Source organism: Rathayibacter sp. AY1E2 (genome assembly GCF_002932325.1).
Classification (GTDB): Bacteria; Actinomycetota; Actinomycetes; order Actinomycetales; family Microbacteriaceae; genus Rathayibacter.
Map to the genome: position 1 here is coordinate 67,669 of NZ_PSVO01000003.1, position 17,687 is coordinate 85,355.

The following is a 17,687-nucleotide window of genomic DNA, read 5'->3' on the forward strand; positions in this document are numbered from 1 at the left end:
CTCCGACCGACGACGCCCGGCCGCCCCTCACCTGAGGGCGGCCGGGCGTCGTCGTTCCGGTCTGCGATGATGTGCCGGGCGACCGGGTCGCGACCCTCGATGATCTCGCCGGTGCAGCCGGCATCGCGGGAGAGGACCCACCGGATGACGCGGCCGCGTCGGACGACCGGACCGTTGCGATCCACGAACGACTCCCCATCGAGGGGAGGTCGTCGGTCGGCGACGTACGGGGTGTCGTGAGTCGGACGGGAAGAGGCGAGCCGGTCTGCCGCTGCTGCACGAACCGGCCCGCCCCTTCCGCATCGTCTCAGTGGACGAGGGCGGCCTCCGCCTCGTCCCAGGCGGGGTTCAGATCTTCCTTCTTCCCTCGGATGAGGAGGAATCCGGTGAGAGAGGCGGCGACCATGGTCACTGCTGCGGCCAGGAACACGGCCTTGTAGCCGTCGGTGAATGCGGTGAGCTCGGCCGTTCCGGACGCGATGGCGGAGTCCGCGGTGCTCGCGTAGAACACGGTGAACACCGCGAGACCGATGGACCCGCCGATGTGGAAGACGGAGTTGACGACGGCGGAGGCCACTCCGGCGTCCTCGTTCTCGACCCCGAGAAGGGCGAGGTTCTGGACGGGCACGAAGAGCATGGAGAGTCCGATTCCGAGCACGACCAGGGCGGGCAGGACCTGGAGGAAGTAGTTTCCGTCCGGGGTGATGCCGAGGAGCAGGAAGAGCCCTGCTGCCGAGACGAGCGGCCCGACGATCATCAGGGGTCGGGGGCCGAACGTGTTGAGGATCTTCGTGGTGCCGGGCGAGAACGCCATGATCGCGACGGTCACGGCGAGGTTCGCGAGTCCTGCCATCAGCGGTCCCATTCCGAGCACGATCTGGAAGTAGAACGCGAGATAGAGGATGGCGCCGATCATCACGGCGCCATTGGCGGCCTGGATCAGGATCGCGCCGCCTCGCACACGACGCAGGATGACGCGCAGGGGCAGCAACGGCTGGTCGACCTTGCGTTCGATGAGCACGAAGACGGTCAGCAGGACGATGCCGAGTGCGAGGAAGGCGACGGTGTCGATCGCGCCCCATCCGTGCTCAGCCCGCGTGAACCCGTAGACGATCGCGCCCAGTCCCAGGGTCACCGTGACGGTTCCCCAGACGTCGTAGCGGTTGTCTCCTTCCGCCTTGCTCTCGCGGAGCACGAGAGCCCCGCCGACGAGGCCGAAGGCGACGAAGACCAGGTTGACGAAGAGGCACCAGCGCCAGTCGGTGAATTCGGTGAGCACGCCGCCCAGGATCAGGCCGATTGCGGCTCCGGATCCGGCGACCGTGCCGAAGACGGCGAAGGCGAGATTGCGCTCCTTGCCGTGGGTGAACGTGACGGTGAGCATGGCGAGTGCGGCGGGGGCGAGCAGCGCTGCGAACGCGCCCTGGACACCGCGGGCGATGACGAGCTCCATACCGCTCTGAGCCAGTCCGGCCCAGAGCGAGGCGGCTCCGAAACCGGTCATCCCCACCATGAAGGTGCGCTTCCGGCCCCCGTAGTCGGCGATCCGACCGCCGAGAAGGAGAAGTGCTCCGAAAGCGAGCGCGTAGGCGGTGACGACCCACTGGCGCAGGCTGTCGCTCATCCCCAGATCTGCTTGGGCTTGGGGCAGGGCGATGGTGACGATCATCGTGTCGAGGACGACGACGAGCTGGGTCATGGCGAGAACGCCGAGCGCCCACCAGCGGGCGTTCGGCTTGTCCGCGATTCTGGACATGAAGAAACCTCCAGGCTTCTGAGGAACGAAGTCACTGGAGGTTTTCAGCCTCGGATCACGCACCGACAGTGCACCTGACCGCCCGCAGCACCGAAGCTGGGCAGACCGCTACGGTAGCACAACTTAACATTCATGAATGTACAGTTTCTCCCTGATTCGTCGATCGCGACAGCCATCCCTCCGGGTGCAGTCCGTCGTCAGGACGATTCGACACCGAGGGGGTCGGGCCTCACCTTCCGACGTCGGCAGGAGAGGATGGCAGACTGGCGGCCGACGCTGTCGCACCCGCTCGTGCGGTGACGCGTCGACACCCTCCGGGCGCCTCAGCACCCGCCGTCCCTAGCCGCTCACTCGGACCGAGGGAGCGGCGGAATCGATCACGACATGGAACCGAACCCGCCCAGCGGTGAGGGGGTCCTGCCTTCTCCTCGGACGTCTCCTCGCGCGACGCGACCCAACAACCGGACTAGGATCCTCGACGCAGCGGTCCGTGTCGCGGCGAGGGAAGGTTCTGTTCGCGTCACGCTCGAAGCGACTGCCGAAGAGGCTGGGCTGACACGCGGTGGAATGATGTACCACTTCCGCGATCGAGCCGATCTCGCCCATGCTCTCCAGGAGCACGTCGCGGCCGGCTGGGAAGCCCAGCTGATCGACGTCGCGGGGAAGACCGCGGACGAGGCCACCTTGACGGAGCGCGTGAGTGCCTACGTCACCGTCGCCCTGACGCCGTCGACGCACATGCAGATCGGACTCCTCCAGGCCACGGGCAGCGACACCGCTCTCCGAGCGCCGGTAGCGGAGGTGCGCCGAAGGTGGACGCCCTCCGCAGAGGAGACCGCGACCGATCCGATCACTCTCCGCCAGTTCATCGCCTGCCTTGCGGCTGACGGCCTGTGGTCGCACCACTCCCTCGGAGGCGATCGGATACCGGACGACACTCGAGCCGCGGTGATCTCCGAGATCATCCAGCTCTCCAGCCCGGGGTGATGCACGAAGGGCGCGTTCCGGCGTGAGGCGGGTCCCCCGCCCGCCTCACACTGCTGAGGATGCAGCAGCGACGGCGTCCTCGAGGAGCGCCGCCACCGCCTCGCGCCGCGGCAGCACGGTCGCGAGCGCGGCGCCCATGACGGTCGGCGATGCCTCGTGCTGCCCCGGAGCGCTCGGGACGCGGTCGGAGGCGACGCACGTGTCGAAGTCGCTCCACCTGGAGCGTCACCGACACGACCGGTCCGACGACGGCCGACCAGGAGACGTCCCGCGTGCGCCCGCACAGGCACTCGGCTCGTCAGCGGGACAGCAGCGCGACGTGGATCTCCTCGGCGAGGAGGTCCAGTGCTCTGGCGTGGGACGCCAGGAAGGCCCGGCCGTCGCGCGTGATCGAGAAGCGCTCGATGCGCTGCAGCGGGGTCCTCCTGCCTCTCTCGAGGAGCACCAGACCCCGGCGGGAGAGCCGGAGGAGGCGCTTGCGCACCTCGACGACATCGACACGGTCACCGGAGCGGTGGTCGAGAACCTCTCGGAGGCGGGACTCGCCGCGGTTCTCGCCGGTCGCGAGCGCGATCAGGATGAAGACGTCGGTGCTGCAGTCGAGCCCGCAGGCTCCGCAGCGGTTCGTGCACCGCGCAGGGCGTGCGAGGGACACGAGGAATCGATCGAGGCGCATCACGGGTGTCTCCTGGGGAACGGCGGTCTCCTGCTGCATCGGGAGGAAGGGGCTGGGCCGGTCACCGCCGGCGCGCGTCCGGGAGTCGCCTCAGGAGAGCTCCACGCATCAGCGATCGGCCCGGACAGCAGAATCCGGCCCGATCACCACCCCGTCTGCAGCCGGTGGTGAGGTCGGCTCGGCGGGATCGTCGGGCGATCAGGGCCGTGGACCCACCCGTACCGCTCAGGGGGACTCAGGAGAGAGGGAGGGCGTTGCCGTTGATCAGCAGGAGGTCGTGTCCTCCGACGGCAGCTGCGCTCCCGGCCGCTCCGTCGTCCTTCTCCTCGGTGAGGGGGTGCGACTGCACGACCTTCGTCAGCACGAGCCCGGTGGTCGGGACGGTCCTGGTTCTCACTCTGTGGTGCATCTCGTCGGTCGTCCTTCTGAGGTGGCAGCACTGCAGGGCGGCGCAGTGCCGGTCGGGGGCGGGACGACGAGGGAGCGGGCGATCGTGGCGCCCGCTCCCTCACCGTCTCAGCGGCAGCTGCGCGCCGGGTAGTCGACGCTCGTCTGCGTGCTGACCGTCTTCCCGTCGACGACGGCCTTTCCTGTCGCGGCCACCGACCCCGCGGGGATCGAGACCGCTCGGGTGGTGACGGCGCTCGACGCGGACGATCCCGGAGCGACTCCGGTCACGGTCTTCGAGCCGAAGGCGGTGACGGTCGTGATGTCCATGATCGAGCGGCTGTCGTTCTTGACCACAGTGGTCAGGACGACCTTCCCGCTGACGCAGCGGGTCGACGCCGTGGCGGTCACGGTCAGGGGCGACGTGACGGTGACCTTGGCGGTCACAGTCCGGTTCGCGGGTGCGACCTCCTCCGTCGGCGTCAGGTCGAAGACCGGCCGGCCGTCGGCGGCGTAGTGGATGCGGGCGAGACGGGTGTCGCGGCCGTCACCCCCGACTCCGTTGCCCCACGTGTGGTAGACGTACAGGTCGTTGCCGTCCTCGTCCTGGGTCACGGCTCCGTGGCCGGGACCCTGCTCGTAGGTGCGGTAGTCGAGGACGCCGTCGGGCAGGGGAACGCTCTGCAGGAGCGGGGCGTCGTACTTGGTCCAGCTCGCGATATCGGTCAGGTCACTGCCCTCCTTCGCCCAGGCGCCGCCCACGATGTACTTCGGGCTGACGCCGCTGCTGGAGTAGACGAGCGTGATCCTCCCGTCGCGCTGGATCGCGAACGCTCCCTCGGACAGGTGGTCCTCGAACGTCAGCGAGGGCACGATGATCGGGGTCGGCTCGCCGATGACGCGGGTGGGGTTCGCGGGATCGACCTTGGCGATCCAGGTCGCCGGGTCGCTCACTCCGTTGTCGACGTAGCGCTGGGACCAGGCGTAGTACGCAGTTCCACCGGACTCGAAGTAGGTCATGTCGAGGCTGATGTTGCGTCCCGTGCCGGGGCGTCCGAGGGCGCTCCCGTCGCTCTTCACGACGGCGCGCGGCGCGCTCCAGTCGGAGGGGTTCGCGGGGTCTCCGCCGTCGCGCAGCTGCATGATGTGCGCCTGCACCGTGAACCACTGACCGTTCTGGTTCGACTGGTCGTTGTCCGGGTTGAAGCACGGGGCGAACAGGATGGAGAGCTTGCCGCCGATCTCGTGGATCTCGGGGGCCCAGTAGCAGCCCGCGATCACCTTGCCCTCGGCGGTGCGGTCCATCCGCGTGGTGCGGTTGAGGAGGTCCACCTCACGGGCTCGTCCGCCGTTGTCGTCGCTGAGCTGGTCGATGCTGTCGGCGACCCGGATCGGCAGGTGCTGCGAGGCGACGTTGTTGTTGTTCGTGTCGTCCGTGGCGGTGAAGAGGTACTGCGTCTTCCCGTTGCGCTCGTAGCGGTAGATCGTCGGATCCGCGCGGTTGTAGGCGAACGGCTCGTTGTACTGCCGCTGGCGGACGGTCCCGGAGAGGTCGTACGTTCCCGGGCCCTTCGCGGCGAGGTCGGCGAGCTGCTGCTGGTTCCAGTCGATGCCGAGGCTGCCGGTCGAGCCGTCGTTGTAGGAGAGCTGCGCCTTCACTCCGGACAGGGCGGAGGTATCGCCCTGATCGATCGTCTGCGGTGCGACCGAGGATCCGGTGTTGACCGTGCGGCCGAACTTCTTCACGAGCGAGTCGGCGACGGAGCCGGAGACGGTCAGCGCGCCGCCCGGCAGAGCGTCGGCGACGCGGCCCGGGACTCCGGAGAGGTCGGGAGCGGCGACGGTGGCGGGGCTTCCTCCGAGGACCGCACCGCGGTTCCCGTCGGTCACGACGACGCTGCGACGGCCGCCGTCCTTCGGCCAGAACGCCTGCGCGCGGAGCTCGGTGCGGGCGAGGTCAGTGACGGTCGTGTACTTCGCCGCCCCGGAGGAGTCCGTCCAGGAGACGAGGTAGCGGTTCTGGTCCGTGTCGAAGACGGCCTTCGGCGCGACGACGCCGCCGGTGGTGCCGAGGTCGATGAGGCCGAGCTCGGTGAAGTCGGACGCGGTGGCGTCCGTGGCCTTGAAGATCAGAGCGCTCGAGGCCCCGGTGCCGTCGGACGCGCCCGACTGCAGGACGCGGGTGGCGATCACGCCGACGGTGCCGTCGGCGAAGGTGAACAGCGAGGGGTTCGCGAGGCCGCGGTTGTCGGCCTTGTCGGTTCCGAGGAAGACCCCGTCGGCGAAGAGGACTCCCGAGTTGCCCGAGAGCGGTGCCGCGTCGGCGACGGACGAGCCGAGTGCCAGGTGGAGGCCGCGGGCGATCGTGTCCTGGTTCGCCTTGTCCTCGCCGGTCGGCGTCCGGGTGTACGACACCACGGTCTTCGCCGTGGAGGCGCTGAGGACGGTGGTGCGGAAGGTCTTCGTCAGCGTGGTGGCGCCGACCTTCACGGAGGCGGTGAGCGCGAGTGCCCGGTCGGTCGCCGAGTCGTTCACGAGGCGGCTGCCGGACAGGCCGGCACCGTCCGCGCTCCACGACACGGTGTAGCCGGCGACCGTGGGAAGAGCGGTTCCGGAGGCGACGGTCGGCGGGACGACGAGGGCGGTGCGCAGGCGCGCCGTGGCGTCGGCCTCGGTGTCGGCGGCGACGGTGACGGTTCGCGCGGTGCCGGTGGCGGCGGATCCGGCGAACGTCGCGGTCGGGGTCAGGGTCACGGTGGCGTTCGCCGAGCCGGGTGCCGGGCGGCGCACGGAGCCGTCGGTGCCGATCACCGCGGGGTCGCTGCTCGCCCAGGTGAGGACGGAGCCGCCCGCGCCGCGGGTCGGGAGGGAGAGGTCGCTGGTGACGGGTCCGGTCACGGCGATGGTCGCCGCGGCGGCGTCCGATGCAGCGATCGCGGCAGCGGCCGGAGCCGCGTCCTCGCGCACCTGGTCCTGGGTCAGTGCGGAGGAGTAGACGTGCACGTCGTCCATCGCCCCGGCGAAGAGAGGGTCGGGCCCGTAGAACGACTTGCCGAGGAGGCCGGAGAAGGCGGAGGTGCCGACAGTCGCCGCTCCGGTCGCGGAGGTCGGGGTGGTCTGGGCGAGCCGGCCGTCGACGTAGGTCGAGACGCTGACGCCGCTGCGCAGGACCACGGCGACGTGGCTCCAGCGGCCGGTGGCGGCGGGACCGGAGTCGGCCGCGCGCTGCTCCGAGCCGTTCTTCACGGCACCGATCAGGCTGCTTCCGCACTGGGGCGTGGTGAAGAGGTACCGCTCGGTCGACTGCCCGAGCGCGTACGCCCAGCTGCAGTTCTGGTTCCCCTCCCAGCGCAGCCAGGCCGACATGGTCACGTCGGTGGTGGCCGCCGTGGTCAGTCCCGGCGCGATCTCGGCGTAGGCGGCGGAGCTGCCTGCGGCGCCGCCGGGGAGGCGGAGTGCGCGGTCGGTGCCGCCGCGCGGACCGGCGACGGTCGTCGCTCCGGTCCCGCGCACGGTGGCGGAGCGGCCCGCAGCGGAGTCGGTCAGGGTCGTGCCCGCGCCCACGGCGGAGCCGACAGCGGCGGACGAGGAGAAGTCGTAGGAGAGGACCGGGCTGGGCACCGCGGCCTGTGCGGGTGCCGCGCCGAGCGCAGCCCCTCCCGCTGTCAGGCTCGCGGCGACCAGGAGGGCCGTCGTGCGTCGGAACCGCATTGTTCGTCTACTTCCGTGGGAGAGGTGGATGCGGGGAGCACGGACCCAGGGTCCATGCTCCCCTGCTCCGGTGGCCGGAGGCCCCGGAACGGAGGAGGTCAGGGGAGGGGCGGCTGGACGCCGCCCCTCCCCTGTCACCGGCCTAGCGGCAGGTGAGCGCCGAGTACGGCGCGGTGGCCGTCCTGGTGCCGTTCGCGTCCTTCGAGGCGACGCTCACCTCGCCCGCGGCGACCGAGGTCGCCCGGGTGGTGAAGGCGGCGGACACGGACTTGCCGGGAGCGACGCCGGTGAAGGTCCTGCTCCCCCACTGCGAACCGACGGTCATCTCGACCGTGGAGCCGCTCGTGTTGGTCCCGGTCGCGGTGACCGTCACCTTGCCGGCGACGCAGCGGCTCGAGGCCGAGGCCGTCAGCGACGGTCCGGGAGGAGCCGTGGCGGTGATGGTGGCGATGGCCGGAGTCGCCGCCGAATTGGCGAGCTGTCCGCGCACCTGCACGGTGTCGCCGGCCTTCTTCAGCGAGCTGAGATCGGCCGTCTCCCACGTCACGGCGACCGTCTCACGGTGGCCGTCCTTGAACGTCGCGCCCACCGTGGCGGGCAGGTCGACGGTGGTCGATCCGGCCTGAACGGTCCGCGCCACGGCGTCGATCGAGGTCACCAGGAGCGACGGGTTCCACTTCGCGGCGAGCCCGTCGCGCTCCTTCGCGGTGATGGAGACGACGGATCCGTGGCGGGGCGACGTCGGCAGCGAGAAGCTGCTGGGGATCGTCCACTGGATGTCGCCCTCGAGCGAGTTCGTGCCGAGCGGGATGTAGCCGCGTCCGCCGTAGTTGTCGGTCCAGAGGAAGTACTTGTACCCCGCCCGGTCGCCCTCGTTGGTCTTGAAGATCTCGGGACCCTCGACCTCCGGCGTTCCGGCGGTGCGGCCGATGCAGGTGTCGATGAGGCTCCACGCACCGGAGGCGGTGGTGGCGCGGAGGTTCGTCGACTTCTGTCCGATGATGTCGGGCGAGGGGCAGCCGCTGGTCTGGGTCGCCTTCGTGAAGCGGTAGTAGGTGTCGCCGTCCTTGAGCATCGTGGCGTCGATCAGTCCGTTGCTCTTGTTGAGCGAGGGGACGTCAGCGGCCTTGAACCAGACCTCGGGGGTGGTGAAGTCGCGGAAGTCGCGCGTGGTGGACGTGAGGATCTGCGGTCCGTTGCCGTCCTCGACGTTGCGCGTGCTGTCGGTGAAGAGGGCCGAGGTCCAGTAGACGACGTAGGCGTCGATGGTGGGGTCGTAGGTGGCCTCCGGTGCCCAGGTCATGCCCGCGTTGGGCAGGTTGACCTCGACGTGGCGCTGCTGGCCCCAGTTGACGAGGTCCGTGGACTCCCAGATCTCGAGGTAGCGGCTGCCGCGGTTGGTCGATCCGCCGAAGCCGGTGGTGCCGACGGAGAGGTCGGTGGCCATCAGGAAGAAGCGGTCGCCCTCCTTCGAGCGGAAGACGAACGGGTCGCGCAGCCCCTTCGTGCCCATGGTGGAGGTGAGGATCGGCTGGGCGTCGTTCAGGGTCTTCCACGTGAGCGAGTCGTTGCCGTCGGAGGTCGCGAAGCGGATCTTCTCGCCTTCGATGCTGTCGCCGGTGAAGTACGCGAACAGGTACGCGTCGAGGTCGCTCGCGGCCACGGGAGCCGCGGCCGGAACGGTGCGCGTGAGCGTCCTGACGAGGGGCGTGGTGCCGGGCACCGTGACCGTCGCGGTCAGGGTGACGGTGGTGTCGGCGGACGGACGCGTGAGCGAGCCCTTCGCGACGACGTTCGGCGCGGTGCCCTTGTCGGCGGAGGTGATGACGGCCTCGTTCGACGAGGTCCAGCTGACCACGGCGCTGGAGCTGTTCGCGCGCGCGGCGGTGGCGGCGACGTCGGCTCCGGTCGAGGGCAGGTTCAGGCTGCCGCGCACCGGTCCGGCGAGAGCGGGATCGTTGCTGATGCCGTCGGCTACGGCCCGGGCGAGCTCGGCCTCGGCGCTGTCACCGGCGGCGTACGCCGGGACGAACACGGTGGTGGCACGGCCGACGACGGTGATGCCGCCGTGGACGGCGGTCGGGGTCAGCGTGACGGTGGCGTCCGGGCTGCCCGCGGCGGGCCGGGTGACGACGCCGCTCGTGCTGACGACGCCGGGGGCGCTCGACGTCCAGGTGATCGTGGAGCCGTTGGCGCCGGTCGTGGGGAGGGCGAGGTTCGAGGTCACGTTCGAGGTGTCGCCGAGCGAGACGGCGGCGTCCTGGTTCGCGAGCACCGAGTGCACGGATGCGGCGCTCTGCTGCACCTGGCCGGCGGTGAGCGCGGAGGTCCAGACCTGCATGTCGTCGATGGCACCGGCCCAGTAGGCGTCCGCGCCGTAGAACGATTTGCCGAGGAAGCCGGAGAACGTGGACGTGCCGATCGCGGACGCGGCGGTGAAGGTCGTGCTGCCCTGGCCGACGAGAGCTCCGTCGAAGTAGGTCGAGACCGACTGGCCGCCCTTGACGACGACCGCCATGTGCACCCAGCGGTTCGCGGCGACCGGAGTGTTGCCTGCGGCCCGCACCTCGGAGCCGCTCTTGATCGCGCCGAAGCCGGCCGGTCCGCACTTCGTGGTGGAGAGGACGTGGGAGTCGACGCTGGAGCCGAGCGTGAAGGGCCAGGTGCAGTCCGGAGCACCGCTCCAGCGCAGCCAGGCGGACATCGTGACGTCCTGCGTGCCGGCGGGGATCAGGCCCGGGGCGATCCGGACGTGCGGCGCGGCCGACGTGCTCGATCCGCCCGGGAGCGAGAGAGCGCGGTCGGTGGAGGCGCCGGAGGGGCCCGCGACGCTGGTCGCGCCGGAGTTGATCAGGGTGCCGGGGTGGTTGCCCGGAGCGGAGTCGGCGACGACGGCTCCATTGGCGAGCGTCGCGCCGATGCCGTCGAACGAGTACTGCAGCGCGGGAGCGGGGACGGTCTCTGCGGCGCCGGCGGCGCCGATCGGTCCGAGGACGCCGCCGAGGCAGGCGATGGCGAGCGTCAGCGCGGCGCCCGCTCGGGGGAGGCGTGAGCGCCGGGTGCGCTCCTGCCGGGGGTTTCGTGACATGGGGGGTCCTTCAGGTGAGGGGTCGGAGGGGGAGGACGGAGCCCGCGCGATCGGCCGGCGGAGTGGTGCGTCCGGCGTCCGTCTGGCGGGGAGGGAATCGCCGGGAGGCGGCCCGGGACGCGGGCCTGGCGACCCGTGATCGGGAGGCGGAGGTCGACGTGCGTGCGAGGACGGGACGTCGCGCGCTGCGGGCGCCGACCGCGGTCACCGCGTGGGAGGTGTCGGCGGGGCCGACAGTCATCGGGGCCGGGCGTGGGCCTGCGGCGGGAGGGTGCGGCGGGAGGGTGGTGCTGTCGTCATCATCGACGTTCCTCTCAGGTTCGCCTTCGAACCGGTCGGAGTGGGACGCGAGGCGCGAGGACGCGCTTGCCCACTTCAGGTGACACCGTACCGACTTTTGTTAACGGTAACAATGGCGGATTCCCGGGGATGCCGCAGCAGCGGCGAGTGTGAGCGCTCTCTCCCTGCGAGCACGGGGATCCGCGTCGACGGATCACCCTCGCCCGGCGGGGCTCGGACCGGATCCGCTCGAGACCGGCACTTGACACCGGCTCCGCGACCGGTCGATGGTTGTCCACGTCAACATGCAGGTCGTGATCAGCTTCCCATCCCACTCGGAGCGTCGGCGCTGACGCGTCCCGCGGCGGGACGACCGGATCACCATCCCGGTCGCTCCGGCGCATCCTCTGCCGTGCTCCGACCCCTTCGGACACGGCTCCTTCCTGCGACCCTCACCCGCGTCCCTCCGGGGACGCCGGATGTCTGTGAAAGGCACCCATGTCCCGGACAACGAAGTCCCACCCCTCCAAGCGCCTGATCGGCGCCCTGATCGCGGCCGTCGTCGGCATCACGACCTTCGGCATCAGCTCGCCCGCCTCTGCAGCCACCGCCCCGGTCGGCCTCGGATCGGCGCAGGAGATCCGCAACCAGCACAGCAGCATGTGTCTCGACGACTTCGACTTCGGCACTCAGCCCGGAGCCGAGGTGCGGCAGTGGAGCTGCACCGAGGGGAGCAACCAGCGCTGGCAGGTCACCGACCTCGGCACAGGCTACGCCGAGATCAAGAACACCTTCAGCAACCTCTGCCTCGACAACTTCGACTTCGGCACCACCCCGGGCTCGGAGGTGCGGCAGTGGAGCTGCAACGGCAGCACCGCCCAGCAGTGGCGGATCACCTCCGTCGGCGGAGGCTACGCCGAGATCGCCAATCGGCACAGCGACCTCTGCCTCGACAACAAGGACTTCCGCCAGCTCGACGGCTCCCCCATTCAGCAGTGGACCTGCACCGGCTCCAAGGCCCAGCGCTGGGCACTGACCGATCCGACCGTGCAGAAGATCACCTGGACGCTGAACCGCGTCGCGAGCCCGACCGCTGACGAGGCCGACGCCTACGCCCGCATCACCGACGCGATGAACCGCGCCGTGGCCCGCTACAACCGCCTCAGCAACATCTCCCGCTCCCTGACCGTCTCGTACAGCCCCGGAACCCCGACGGCCGATGCGAACATCTACGGCCAGATCCGCTTCGGCAAGGAGCGCGTCTACATGGTGGAGGGCACCGCCATGCACGAGATCTCGCACACCGTGGGCTTGGGCACGTCGACCACCTTCAACACGAACTGCGAGAACAGCAGCTGGGACTCGGCCCTGGCACTGCTGCGCACCTGGGACGGACCGGACGCGACAATCCAGTGCACCCCGGGTCACATCTTGAACTACGGCCTCAACTACAACAGCGAGTTCAGCCAGCTGAACCTCGAGCGCCACGTGAAGCTGGTGCAGTCCATGCTCAGTGACGGCATGTAGCCGTCACTCGAGGCACGCCCGAACGAGCATCCTCGCCGCCCCTCGCGGGCGGCCGGCGCCGGCGGGGCGGGGAACCAGAGCCCTCCACCCCGCCGGCTCCGCATGCCCCGATGTCTCCCTCCGGAGGCGCGGGGCAGCGGAGCGCTCGGGAGTCGAGGAGGGCCCCTCGACCGGGTGGTCGCAGCCGACGTGCCGGACGCCGCACCCTGGGGAGGGGGCGTCCGGCACGTCTTCCTCGTGTCGGCGCCGTCCGGTCCGCCGGACCCCCCGGAGGCGCATGACGGGCGGCGTCTGCGGGCGCTAGCGGTTCTGCTCGACGGTGCTCGGCGCGGTCCGGTGCGTCTCCGGCGCCTCCGGGCCGACGGGCTCCGCCTCCCCGCTCGCCGCGGCCTCCCGCAGGTACTGCGCCGACATGACGCGGTAGGAGCGGGTGAGCATCGCCGCGCCGGCCGCGATGATCATGACGACTCCGCCGACCAGGAACACCAGCGCGATCCCCCGGCCGATGCCGTCGCCGAGCAGCCCGCCGAACGCCGAGCGCCCGGCCGGCGACTCCATGTACGGGATGAGCGCGAACTCGGCGATCGGGGCGATGAGGAACGACGTGATCGGAGCGGCGGCCGACTCGAACGCCGCCGCGAAGCCGAAGACGCGCCCCTGGGTCTCGAAGGGGACGACCTTCTGGATCACCGTCTGCTCGGCGGCCTCGACCGCCGGGATCAGGGTCATGTAGATCCAGATGCCGCCGGCGTAGAGCCACCACCAGTCGCGGAGGGTGAAGACCGCGCCGATCAGGCCCATCGCCATCACGAGCAGCAGCATCGTCCGGATCGGGTTCCTCCCGAGGCCGAACCTCGCGACGAGCAGACCGCCGATGACGAAGCCGGTCGCCGTCACTCCGAGCACCACGCCCCACAGCTCGACCGGGAACAGCTCGAGGCCGTACGGGTCCATCAGCGCCATGTAGACGCCGCCGATCAGGTTGTTGAACGTCGAGAAGACGACGAGCGCGAACAGCCCGGTCGCCGCCCGCACCGCGGTGATGCTGCCGCGGAGATCGATCAGCGGCGCCCTCTCCCCCGTCGGCGCGGGCCGGTCCTCCGGGATGCGCAGGAAGAGGAGGTGCAGGAGCGCGGCGGCGGAGAGGCCGATCGCGATCACCAGCGTCCACCCCATGCCGAGCAGGCCGATGGCGAGCCCGCTGAAGACGCTCGTCACCACGAAGGCGAGGCCCTGGACCGTGCCGACGAGGCCGTTCGCGCGGGCGTGCCCCTCCACCGGGACCAGCAGGGTCACCGTCGTGGACAGGGCGATGTTGCGCATGTTCTCGATGACGGCGCCGAAGAGGATCGTGCCCGAGAACACCCAGAACCAGGGGGCGCGGAAGTCCAGGAGCGCCGCCTCGGGCAGCGCGAGGAAGAGACCGCCCGCGACGCCGAAGGACACCAGCGTGACCGCGCCGGCGAACACCATGACGCGGAACTTGCGGTGCCGGTCCACGATCGTGCCGAAGGCCATCGCGAAGACCGCGACGAGCAGCATGTAGGCGCCGCCGATGATCCCTGTCGCCAGGACGGAGCGCGTCTCGAGGTACACCCAGAACGTGAGCGCGAACCAGAGGAAGCTCGTCGTCACGTTCGCGACGGCGGTGTTGAGGAGGATCTGGTGGAAGTCGCGGAGCCTCGTCGAGGTGTCGGCGTCGGCTCCGGGCACGGGGGCGGTCGAGGACACGGCTTCCCTCCGCTCGCGACGGCGCCGTCGGTCCCGCGGCGGGAGTCGAGGGTCGTCGCAGCCACTGTAGGACCGCGCCGTCGGCGAGTCGAGAGGGACCGGGCGTCCGGCGGGGATGCGCTGCCGCCTCCCGCGCGGACGCGGGCGCCGCCGCCCTCGCGACCCGGATCAGCGGGCCTCGGGGGCGGCGGCGCCGACGGGTCAGACGATGGCGGCGCGGAGGGCCGCGGCGGCCTCGCCGACGTCCGGGGCGCCGTAGATGGCCCCGCCCGCGACGGCCACGAGGGCGCCGGCGCGCTGCACCGACTCGATGGTGGCGGTGCTCACGCCGCCCGCGACCGAGAACGGCACGCCGGAGGACTCGCCGTCGCGCAGCAGGGTCTCGAAGGTGAAGCCCTCCTCCGCCTGCTCGTCCAGACCGGCGTGCATCTCGACGAACTCGGCGCCGAGGGCGACGACCTCGCGGGCGCGGGCGGCCTTGTCGGGCACGCCGATGAGGTCGACGACGACGCCCTTGCCGTGCTTCCTCCCGGCGGCGATCGCGCCGGCGATGGTGCTGTCGCCGGCGACGCCGAGGACCGTCACGAGGTCGGCGCCGGCCGCGAAGGCCATGTCGGCCTCGAGCTCGCCCGCGTCCATCGTCTTGAGGTCGGCGAAGACCGTCTTGTCGGGGTGCGCCTCCTTGATGGCGGTGATGGCGGAGAGGCCGGCGCTCTTGATGAGCGGGGTGCCCAGCTCGAGGATGTCGACGTGCGGGGCGGCGGCAGCGGCGAGCTCGAGGGCGGCGTCGGTGCTGAGGGTGTCCATGGCGAACTGGAGCTTCACGGGGTTCTTCTTCCTGTCGAGGTGGGGAGTCGGGTCATTCGAGGTTCGCGTGGCGCGGCCAGAGCTCGTCGGCGCTGTCGCCGCGGCGCTGCCAGAGCGCGTGGAACAGGGCGTCGCCGGTGAGCACGACGACCTGCTCGAAGAGCCCGCCGGAGTACTGCGCCGAGGCGGCCCCGGAGCGGTCGAGCTTGTCGGCGGCGGGCACGACCACCACGGCGGAGGCGAGCCCGGCCAGCGGGGAGTCGGCGGCGGTCGTGATCGCCGCGACCCGCGCTCCGGCGTCGACGGCGGCCTGCGCGGCGCGGACGATGCCCCCGGTGGTGCCGGAGCCGCTCGCGGTGAGCAGCACGTCGCCGCCGCGGATCGCCGGGGTCGTCACGTCGCCGACCACGTGCACGACGAGTCCGAGGTGCATGAGGCGCATGGCGGTCATCCGCAGGGCGAGGCCGGAGCGGCCGGCGCCGTGGACGAAGACGCGGTCGGCGCCGGCGAGCAGCTCGAGGACGGGCTCGAGCCGGTCGGTCGTCAGCGAGGCGGTCGCGGCGGACACCTCGGCGGCGATCACGGCGAGCGCCTCTGCGGGGTCGGTGGTGCGGTCGTCAGCGGGCATGGGTCCACAGTGCGCCCGGCGACCGGATCCGCGCGCCACCTGATCGAGGAGGCCTACCTACCCGATCGGGTGGGCGGTGCCGCTCGCGGGTAGGACGGGTAGGTTCGGAGGATGGAACCCGCCGAGTCCCCCGCCTCCCGCACCCTGCTGCAGCAGCACGCCCGCACGGTGGCCGAGCAGGCCGACCGGCACGCGGTGGCGCTGGAGTCGGTGCTCGCCGCCCTGCGCGCCGAGCGCCTCGACGACCGTGCGGCCCGCACCGTCGCGATCGACATCGCCGCGAACGCCCTGGTCGAGCTGCGCACCGCCTCGGACGAGCAGCGCAGCGCGATGCTGGAGCCCGTCGTGGGCGCGTTCGCGCGGCTCCGGAGCGACCTGCGCCCGCTCGTGCGCTTCGGCGACCTCGACGTGCAGTTCGTCGAGCCGCCCGCCACCGGGCGCGCCCTCCCCGGCGAAGTGGCGCACGGGGCCCGCGCGATCGTGCGGAGCGCCGTGCTGGCGTTCGTGGAGTCGGAGCAGACGCGCCGGGTGCGGATCCAGTGGGACTGCGACGGGCTCAACCTGCTCATCGAGATCCGCGACGACGGCCGGGGCGAGCTGACGACCCGCGACGACGCCCTGCGCCCGATCGCCGAGCGCGTGCGCGGGCTCGACGGGGAGCTCTCGGTCGCGTCGACCGCGGGCTGGGGGTCGACCCTGTCGATCCGCCTCCCCCTCGATCCGCCGGCGCAGCCCGACGGGCTCGACCTCGCCGAGCTCAGCACCCGCGAGCGGGAGGTGCTGAACCTGATCACGCTCGGCGCCTCGAACCAGCGGATCGCGGACGACCTCGGCATCAGCGGCAACACCGTGAAGTTCCACGTGTCGAACCTGCTGCGCAAGGCCGGGGCCCGCACCCGGGCGGAGCTGGCGGCGCTGGCGCGCTGATCGATCCGGGTGCCCCGTCCTCGCAGAGCCGTCCTCGCAGAGCCGTCCTCGCAGAGCCGCCCCCGGACGCACGGACGGGCCGCGGCTGCCGCCGAGGGTCTCCCCCTCTGCGGCGCCGCGGCCCGTCCGGCCGATCAGCGCGTCCCGATCACTCGCTCCGGAGCAGCCCGAAGCGGAACCGGCCGGAGCCGTCGAGCGTGTCGTCGATGCCCGAGATCGTGGAGGAGGCGATGACGGTCTCCGTGCCCTCGAGGAGCGGCACGGTGATCGCCTTCTCCGCCGCGAGGCGCTGCGCCTCCTCGATCGCCGCGGTGCGCTCGTCGCCGGGCGCCAGGCTCCGCTCGCGAAGCACGACCTCGTTGTAGGCGTCGTCCTTCACGGCGGCGCCGAGGATGGAGGGGGCCTCGTCGGTGCCGTAGAGCAGGTTCAGGTAGCGAGCGCCTTGTCGGCGTCGGCCTCGGGGGTCGCGGAGCCGTAGGGCATGGTCTCGGGGTTGAAGACGAGGAAGCGCATCTCGGCGCCGGGACCGGAGTGCACCGTCAGGCCCTCCTCGCCGCGGAGGTCCTCGGTGTCGGTCGCGTTCAGCGTGCGGTAGGCGACCGCGATCTCGCCGCGCTGGGTGTCGAGCTTGAGGTTGCTCTCGTCCGCGTAGTAGCGGACGATCACGGACTCGTTGGCGGCGGCGCCGAGGAGGCCGTCATAGGAGTCGTTGCGGGTGAGCTGCACGAGCGAGTTCAGCGTGTAGCTCGTGATGGAGTACTGCCCGCTGAAGGCGTCGCCGGCGACGATGTCGTCGTCGGTGGTGAGGGAGTCGGCCGAGAAGACGTCCTCGTCGACGATCGCGGCGGCGGGGCTGGTGAGGATCTGGGGCCAGAGGGCGTTGTCCGGGGTGGCCAGTGTGAAGACGACGGTGGAGTCGTCCTCCGCCTCGACCGAGACCATGTCCGAGAGCAGCGACGAGGGGCCGTTCGGAGCGGCGATCGCCACCTGGCGCTCGAAGGTGAAGACCACGTCCGAGGCGGTGAGCGGATTGCCGTTGGCGAAGGCGGCGTCCTCGCGCAGGGCGACGCGGTAGTGGGTCGGGTCGGTGAACTCGGCCGAGGCCGCGAGGTCCGGCACGGGATCCGTCGATCCGGGGGCGGAGGTCAGCAGCCAGGAGAAGACCTGGTTCTGCAGCGTCGCC

General features: G+C 71.1%; 13 protein-coding genes. 3 read left to right on the plus strand and 10 right to left on the minus strand.

Features of this window, described 5'->3' with window-relative positions; genetic code table 11:
- Positions 1–307: 307 nt before the first annotated feature.
- A complete protein-coding gene (locus C5C49_RS03870) occupies positions 308–1,756 on the minus strand; it encodes an MFS transporter (RefSeq protein WP_104345457.1) in 1,449 nt (482 codons plus the stop codon).
- A gap of 384 nt (positions 1,757–2,140) precedes the next feature.
- Between C5C49_RS03870 and C5C49_RS03875 the strand changes: the two genes are divergently transcribed.
- A complete protein-coding gene (locus tag C5C49_RS03875; RefSeq protein WP_104345458.1) occupies positions 2,141–2,743 on the plus strand; it encodes a TetR/AcrR family transcriptional regulator in 603 nt (200 codons plus the stop codon).
- A gap of 298 nt (positions 2,744–3,041) precedes the next feature.
- Here the strand turns inward: C5C49_RS03875 and C5C49_RS03880 are convergent, their stop codons facing one another.
- From C5C49_RS03880 to C5C49_RS03890, 4 genes are all read right to left on the minus strand, one after another.
- Positions 3,042–3,419, minus strand: coding sequence for a hypothetical protein (locus C5C49_RS03880; protein ID WP_104345459.1), 378 nt, complete (start codon positions 3,417–3,419; stop codon positions 3,042–3,044).
- Positions 3,420–3,654: 235 nt separating this feature from the next.
- Entirely contained in the window at positions 3,655–3,816 is a 162-nt protein-coding gene (locus C5C49_RS16850) for a hypothetical protein (RefSeq protein WP_181027229.1), read from the minus strand.
- A gap of 119 nt (positions 3,817–3,935) precedes the next feature.
- A complete protein-coding gene (locus tag C5C49_RS03885; protein ID WP_104345460.1) occupies positions 3,936–7,517 on the minus strand; it encodes a family 43 glycosylhydrolase in 3,582 nt (1,193 codons plus the stop codon).
- 142 nt (positions 7,518–7,659) lie between these two features.
- Complete coding sequence (locus C5C49_RS03890) at positions 7,660–10,605, minus strand: immunoglobulin-like domain-containing protein (protein WP_104345461.1); 2,946 nt, start codon at positions 10,603–10,605, stop codon at positions 7,660–7,662.
- Positions 10,606–11,382: 777 nt separating this feature from the next.
- Here C5C49_RS03890 and C5C49_RS03895 point away from each other — a divergent pair.
- Positions 11,383–12,411, plus strand: coding sequence for an RICIN domain-containing protein (locus C5C49_RS03895; protein ID WP_104345462.1), 1,029 nt, complete (start codon positions 11,383–11,385; stop codon positions 12,409–12,411).
- A 300-nt stretch (positions 12,412–12,711) separates the two neighbouring features.
- Here the strand turns inward: C5C49_RS03895 and C5C49_RS03900 are convergent, their stop codons facing one another.
- The 3 genes from C5C49_RS03900 to hxlB all read right to left on the minus strand — a co-directional run bounded on the left by C5C49_RS03900 (position 12,712) and on the right by hxlB (position 15,577).
- Positions 12,712–14,142 carry an MFS transporter gene (locus tag C5C49_RS03900; protein WP_104345463.1) on the minus strand — a complete coding sequence of 477 codons (1,431 nt, stop codon included), beginning with the start codon at positions 14,140–14,142 and terminating at the stop codon, positions 12,712–12,714.
- 201 nt (positions 14,143–14,343) lie between these two features.
- On the minus strand, positions 14,344–14,967 hold the full coding sequence (hxlA, locus tag C5C49_RS03905; protein ID WP_104224387.1) for a 3-hexulose-6-phosphate synthase: 624 nt from the start codon (positions 14,965–14,967) through the stop codon (positions 14,344–14,346).
- Positions 14,968–15,001: 34 nt separating this feature from the next.
- Positions 15,002–15,577, minus strand: coding sequence for a 6-phospho-3-hexuloisomerase (hxlB, locus tag C5C49_RS03910; RefSeq protein WP_104249685.1), 576 nt, complete (start codon positions 15,575–15,577; stop codon positions 15,002–15,004).
- A 111-nt stretch (positions 15,578–15,688) separates the two neighbouring features.
- Between hxlB and C5C49_RS03915 the strand changes: the two genes are divergently transcribed.
- Positions 15,689–16,504, plus strand: a complete 816-nt coding sequence (locus C5C49_RS03915; protein WP_104345464.1) for a LuxR C-terminal-related transcriptional regulator — start codon at positions 15,689–15,691, stop codon at positions 16,502–16,504.
- Positions 16,505–16,652: 148 nt separating this feature from the next.
- Here the strand turns inward: C5C49_RS03915 and C5C49_RS03920 are convergent, their stop codons facing one another.
- Positions 16,653–16,883, minus strand: coding sequence for a hypothetical protein (locus tag C5C49_RS03920; RefSeq protein WP_104345465.1), 231 nt, complete (start codon positions 16,881–16,883; stop codon positions 16,653–16,655).
- A gap of 47 nt (positions 16,884–16,930) precedes the next feature.
- Complete coding sequence (locus C5C49_RS03925; protein ID WP_181135698.1) at positions 16,931–17,623, minus strand: ABC transporter substrate-binding protein; 693 nt, start codon at positions 17,621–17,623, stop codon at positions 16,931–16,933.
- Positions 17,624–17,687: the final 64 nt, after the last annotated feature.